Raw genomic sequence first — 4,716 nt, 5'->3', positions numbered from 1 at the left:
GGGCAAAGTCTCTTCTAACTCTCCGAAGCCGCTTTCAACCAGCGTCTTTAGAGCCTGGATGGCCGCCTTCGCGTCCTCTCCCCGAGCGGAGATCCGAATTCGTTCTCCTTGCCAGGCCGTTCCCCCACTGGCGACTTCCACCATGCTTTTTGCGTTGACGGGCGGACGTCGCTGGGAGACATTCTGTACCGTAATATGGGCCTGGAACCGCATAGCGGTCTGAACGAACTGAGCGGCAGGGCGCGCGTGGAGGCCGGTGGGATTCGGAACCACCAGTTCCACCGACTCTTCGGGTGCTTCTGCGATTTTCTCCGGAACAAGCGGTGAGGGTAAAATCTCAGGGGCCGGCCCCAAAATCTTGGAGACCCGCGCCGCCTGCTCGGCGGCATACTGAACTGCTTCCAGGTTCTCCCCCCCTGAGGCGGCCACGACGGCGGCCAGAGCACCTTCCACCAGAGGGGCATCGGCCAGGCGTACTCGTTCCCGCCACTCTGGTGGTAGATACTCCAGGGCCATTTCGGCCACCATAATAGAACTACCCAGGTCGGCCAGAACCAGAGCACAATCCCCCTGGCCCAATATCTGCTGAAGGGCGTTCAGCACTTTATCCAGGCTGGTACCCAGGCGGCCGTCCTCGGTCCCACCCGCTGGAATAACCGGGACATTTTCCCTACCGGCCATCTGAAGAGCTACTTCACAAACCCCAGCGGCCAGTTGTTCACTGTGAGCGATAATAATGACACCAACCAACTCTCTCCTTAACCTTGGAAAATCGCTACACTCCCCTGGAGCCTGCGGTCAGGAGGATGGAAGAGGGAGTTCGGAGAATACTCTCAGAAGCAGAGGCTTTAAGCGTGGCAACGGGGACAGTTGGCGACCTCCCATGGTGGGGTGTTCGCTCTCACGCCCATCCCCACATAGCCAATGGCCCCACACCGACAGGCATACCAGCCTTCATCCACCTGTTCAAAAGGGACTCGCGGGGCCTGTAGATCAATGGCTTCAACCCCGCATTTCCAGCGAGCATTCGTGAGCAGCCATCGGCATCCCGCTGCCTGTAGGCGGTCAAAGTATTCACTGAAATGGGGGCAATGTCGCATCAGCAATACAGCAATCGTCACACCCGGGGGGAAGGGGAAATCCAATGCGTTAGCACATACCACCTGGAGATTCCGTGGCAGAGAGAAACCGATGGCAGTCAGGGCCGCACCCACGATCAGCGGATTCACCTCTACGGCGTATACGCGGGACGCTTGTTGAGCGATCCGAAGAGCCAGATAGAGATCCCCGGCCCCGATTTCTACGACGACGTCGTCTGATCCCACTCTTTCCAGAACGGCTTGGTAGGTTTCCTCATCGTACCGGCTGAACCGAGCCTCCCACTCCTCCAGGCTATGGATCCGCAGGAAGTGAGCAGAATCATTTCTTAACGCTTTGGATACGACCGTTCTCCTCATCCAAAAGCCCCGATCTCCCTGGATTTGAGCGACTTTCGGGAGTCCAAAGAGGGACAGAGTCACGTTACACGAGTCAATAGCGGTTCTGCCTGTTCCGTTTTTCTCTGGAGAGCCAGCCGGCCCGGTAAGCCACGGCGATCCAGAACCCGATCCAGACAATGGGAAAAATCACCATACTGAGCCACCGACCGGCCATATAGAACATGATTTCACTGATTACCAGAGGGAACAGAAAGGCGAAAACCCACCACCATAAGGGACGATGCGAGGGTGGCGCGCTCTTTCCTGCTTTTGTCGTCTTCTTTTCTGGCATCTCTCGGACCTGCTAATCGGGTGGGAGTGGCTCCAGATGGGTGCGGCAGGGGGCCTGAATCCCCATCTTGGCACACACCAGGTCTACGGTTTTTTCCGCCATCAGTCGGCAGGTGGTGACTTTGCCGCCGGTGATAGTGATCAAGCCTCCGAGCCCGTCCAGTTCCTCATGGTCCAGCACATAAAAGGCCCGGCTCACCTCCCTGCGCTCTTCTGTTCTCTCTGCCGGGGGCGTGTAGAGAGGACGGACAGCCGCGTAATACCGCTGAATTCCCATCTCCTCCACAACAGGTACCATTGTGACGGCCTCTTTCAGCAAGAGATCAATCTCCCATTCCTGGATGCAGAAGTCGTCCGGGTCCTGAATGGGCACCGAGGTCGTGCCCAGGACAATCGCCGTGCCCACCGGCACAATAATATCCCCATCCGTCGGAGGGCGACAGCGGTTAATCGCGCGCCGGACTGGCCGACCGTTCAGGACGACCATTGTCCCGTAGTCCAGAGCCATCGGCACTTCCAATCCGGCCAACCGCGCGGTTTTGGTTGTCCATGGGCCGGTGGCGTTGATCACATATTCGGCCCGGATTTCGTATTCATCACCAGAGGCGCGATCTACTGCCTCAATGCCTACCACGCGGTCGCCCTCGCGCAGGATTTTTGTAACCGGTGTATACAGGAAGACCTTGGCCCCGTATTCTTTGGCCGCCTTGACGCTGCCGATGCAGAGAGTCCAACCATCTATACTGCCATCGGGGACAGTTACCGCGTAGCGCACCTGAGGGGAAAGGGCAGGTTCTTCCTGAAGGGCCTGGGCACCAGAGAGGACATCGGTCGGAATGCCGACCCGACGGCACCCTTCCAGGAAACGGGGCAGAAAAGCCTCGTCCTCATCGGTCAGGACAACGAAGAATCCACCCGTATCTTCAATGGCCTGCGGAGCGATTCGGCGGAGAAGGGTGTTCTCATGGATACATTCTTCGGCCGCGGGGGGATCTTTGACGGCATAGCGGGCACCGCTATGAAGGAGACCGTGAAAATTCCCCGAAGTTCCTTCGGCCAGGTTGCCTCGCTCTACCAGGACGGCATCAATTCCCCGCATCGCCAGGTCTCGCAGGACCGCGGTGCCCGTTGCCCCTCCGCCGATGACCACAACCTGGGTCTCCAATCGGATCATTCTCTACCTCCTATTATAATTATAAATAAGCACCTGCCCCTTGCTGCGGCGCGGGATGTTCAAAGCAATCCCTGGAATCCGGTGCAGGGATCGTTTTGCCACTCCCGGCAGCCCGCGATGAGGGACTGAATCTTATGAGCGCCATTCTCTCAAGACTTCAATCAGGGCTGGAACGACCTTCTCCCACTCCTCCACCACGCCGATGTGGGCAAGTTTAAAAATCGGAGCGTCGGGGTCTTTATTGATGGCGACAATAGTCTTGGATGAACCGGCCCCGGCAATGTGCTGCGTGGCCCCCGAGATTCCCACCGCAATGTAGAGATGGGGGGCAACGATTTTCCCGGTCTGACCCACCAGATGAGAGTGGGGTACCCAGCCCAGGTCCGCTGCAGGGCGGGATCCACCGACGGCGGCTCCCAGCACCCGAGCCAGTTCCCGCAGGACAGTGAACCCTTCCGCGCTCCCGATTCCTCTCCCTCCGCTGACAATAATCTCTGCCCGATCCAGAGGTAGTTCCCCCTCTTCTCTCTTCGCTTCCAGACGTTCTACCACCCGAATCTGAGGGCGAACACTTTTCCAATCTACGGGGAAACTACGGATTTCTCCCCGACGAGCTGGGTCAGCAGGCAGGGGGTCAAAAGCCCGGGCGCGCATTGTAGCCAGTTGAATTGGACCATAAATGCGCATATACGCCATGGCCTTCCCCCCGTAAACAGGGCGCAGCCAGCGGATATCCTCTCCCTGGACGGCGAAGCCCACGCAGTCGGTCGCAATGCCTGCTCCCAGACGGTAGGCCACATATGGCCCCACATAGGCTCCGCTCAGATCATCATGGGGAAAAATCACAACCTGGGGTGCCAGGTGCTGGATGGCGGATTCTACCACGGCCAGTGATATTTCCGCCTCTACAGATGGACATTCCACTGTCAGCACCTGATCGGCGCCGCGATGGATCAGTTCCTCTCCATAGACTCTCGATGCTGGTCCCACACACAGGGTGTGCACTGGGCCTTCCCCCAGTTGAGCGTTCAGCGCCCGTGCAGCAGCCAGCAATTCCAGTGGGTGGCGGGGGATTTCGGGTTGAGATGCTGCACAAAATGTCAGGATGTGAGCCATATTATCCCTCCTCAGCCGATCAACCCCAATACTTTCAGACGCGCCGCCAGGTTACGGGCTTTCTCTGCGCCGGATTCCCCCTCAATGAGTTCACAACGCATCTCCCGATGGGGGATAAATAGTTCGTCTATCTCAATCCGCAGGGGGGATGTACTCAGAGTATTGGCGCTCAGCCCCAGATCGGCAGATGACCAGCAGGGGATGGGGACCCGCATTGCTGCCCGTAATCCTTTTACTGACGCGTATCGGGGAACGTTGCTCGGGTCGTTAGTGATTGTGGCCAGGAGAGGAAAGGGGGCTTCCAGGATTTCGTACCCGGTCTCAACGGGTCGTCTCATCCGTATAGTGCCGTTGGCCACTACAAAGTTGGCGACAAGGGAAACGCACGGAATGCCCAGTTCTCCGGCCAGGAAGGGGCCGACCAGTCCTAACTCCACGTCCCCCGCCTGGCGTCCGCACAGGATCAGATCAAACGCGCCGATTTTCCGCACGGCTGCCGCTAGGACACGGGCTTTTCCAAAAGAGTCCATTTCTTCAAAATTCAAATCGGAGAGCAGGATGGCGTCGTCAGCGCCCATCGCCAGCGTCTGATGGAGAGCCTGAAGGGCCTCTTTCCTTCCCAAGGTGAGAGTGGTTACTCTGCCTCCGACTTTCTCT

6 protein-coding genes are annotated in these 4,716 nt (G+C 58.2%); all 6 read right to left on the bottom strand.

The window, feature by feature from the left end; translation table 11 throughout:
• A partial coding sequence (dhaM, locus tag ABJK56_RS11715; RefSeq protein WP_347244855.1) for a dihydroxyacetone kinase phosphoryl donor subunit DhaM occupies positions 1 to 750 on the bottom strand: 750 nt, incomplete at its 3' end.
• Between the two features lie 98 nt (positions 751 to 848).
• Positions 849 to 1,457 (bottom strand): hypothetical protein, encoded by a 609-nt coding sequence (locus ABJK56_RS11710; RefSeq protein ID WP_347244854.1) that lies wholly within the window; start codon positions 1,455 to 1,457, stop codon positions 849 to 851.
• A 73-nt stretch (positions 1,458 to 1,530) separates the two neighbouring features.
• Positions 1,531 to 1,770, bottom strand: a complete 240-nt coding sequence (locus ABJK56_RS11705) for a hypothetical protein (RefSeq protein WP_347244853.1) — start codon at positions 1,768 to 1,770, stop codon at positions 1,531 to 1,533.
• 12 nt (positions 1,771 to 1,782) lie between these two features.
• On the bottom strand, positions 1,783 to 2,943 hold the full coding sequence (locus ABJK56_RS11700) for an FAD-dependent oxidoreductase (protein WP_347244852.1): 1,161 nt from the start codon (positions 2,941 to 2,943) through the stop codon (positions 1,783 to 1,785).
• Positions 2,944 to 3,075: 132 nt separating this feature from the next.
• On the bottom strand, positions 3,076 to 4,059 hold the full coding sequence (locus ABJK56_RS11695) for an electron transfer flavoprotein subunit alpha/FixB family protein (protein WP_347244851.1): 984 nt from the start codon (positions 4,057 to 4,059) through the stop codon (positions 3,076 to 3,078).
• 11 nt (positions 4,060 to 4,070) lie between these two features.
• Positions 4,071 to 4,716: hypothetical protein (locus ABJK56_RS11690; protein WP_347244850.1), on the bottom strand; the 646-nt coding region annotated here is incomplete at its 5' end.

The organism is Thermogutta sp. (assembly GCF_039793925.1).
In the GTDB taxonomy this organism is placed as follows: Bacteria; Planctomycetota; Planctomycetia; order Pirellulales; family Thermoguttaceae; genus Thermogutta.
Note: the sequence above shows the minus strand (reverse complement) of the source record. Positions and strands in the feature narration are given on the sequence as shown.

Coding starts and splice junctions, on each gene's coding strand:
- ABJK56_RS11710 (WP_347244854.1), bottom strand. CDS start 1,457: ATGAGGAGAACGGTCGTATCCAAAGCGTTAAGAAATGATTCTGCTCAC.
- ABJK56_RS11705 (WP_347244853.1), bottom strand. CDS start 1,770: ATGCCAGAAAAGAAGACGACAAAAGCAGGAAAGAGCGCGCCACCCTCG.
- ABJK56_RS11700 (WP_347244852.1), bottom strand. CDS start 2,943: ATGATCCGATTGGAGACCCAGGTTGTGGTCATCGGCGGAGGGGCAACG.
- ABJK56_RS11695 (WP_347244851.1), bottom strand. CDS start 4,059: ATGGCTCACATCCTGACATTTTGTGCAGCATCTCAACCCGAAATCCCC.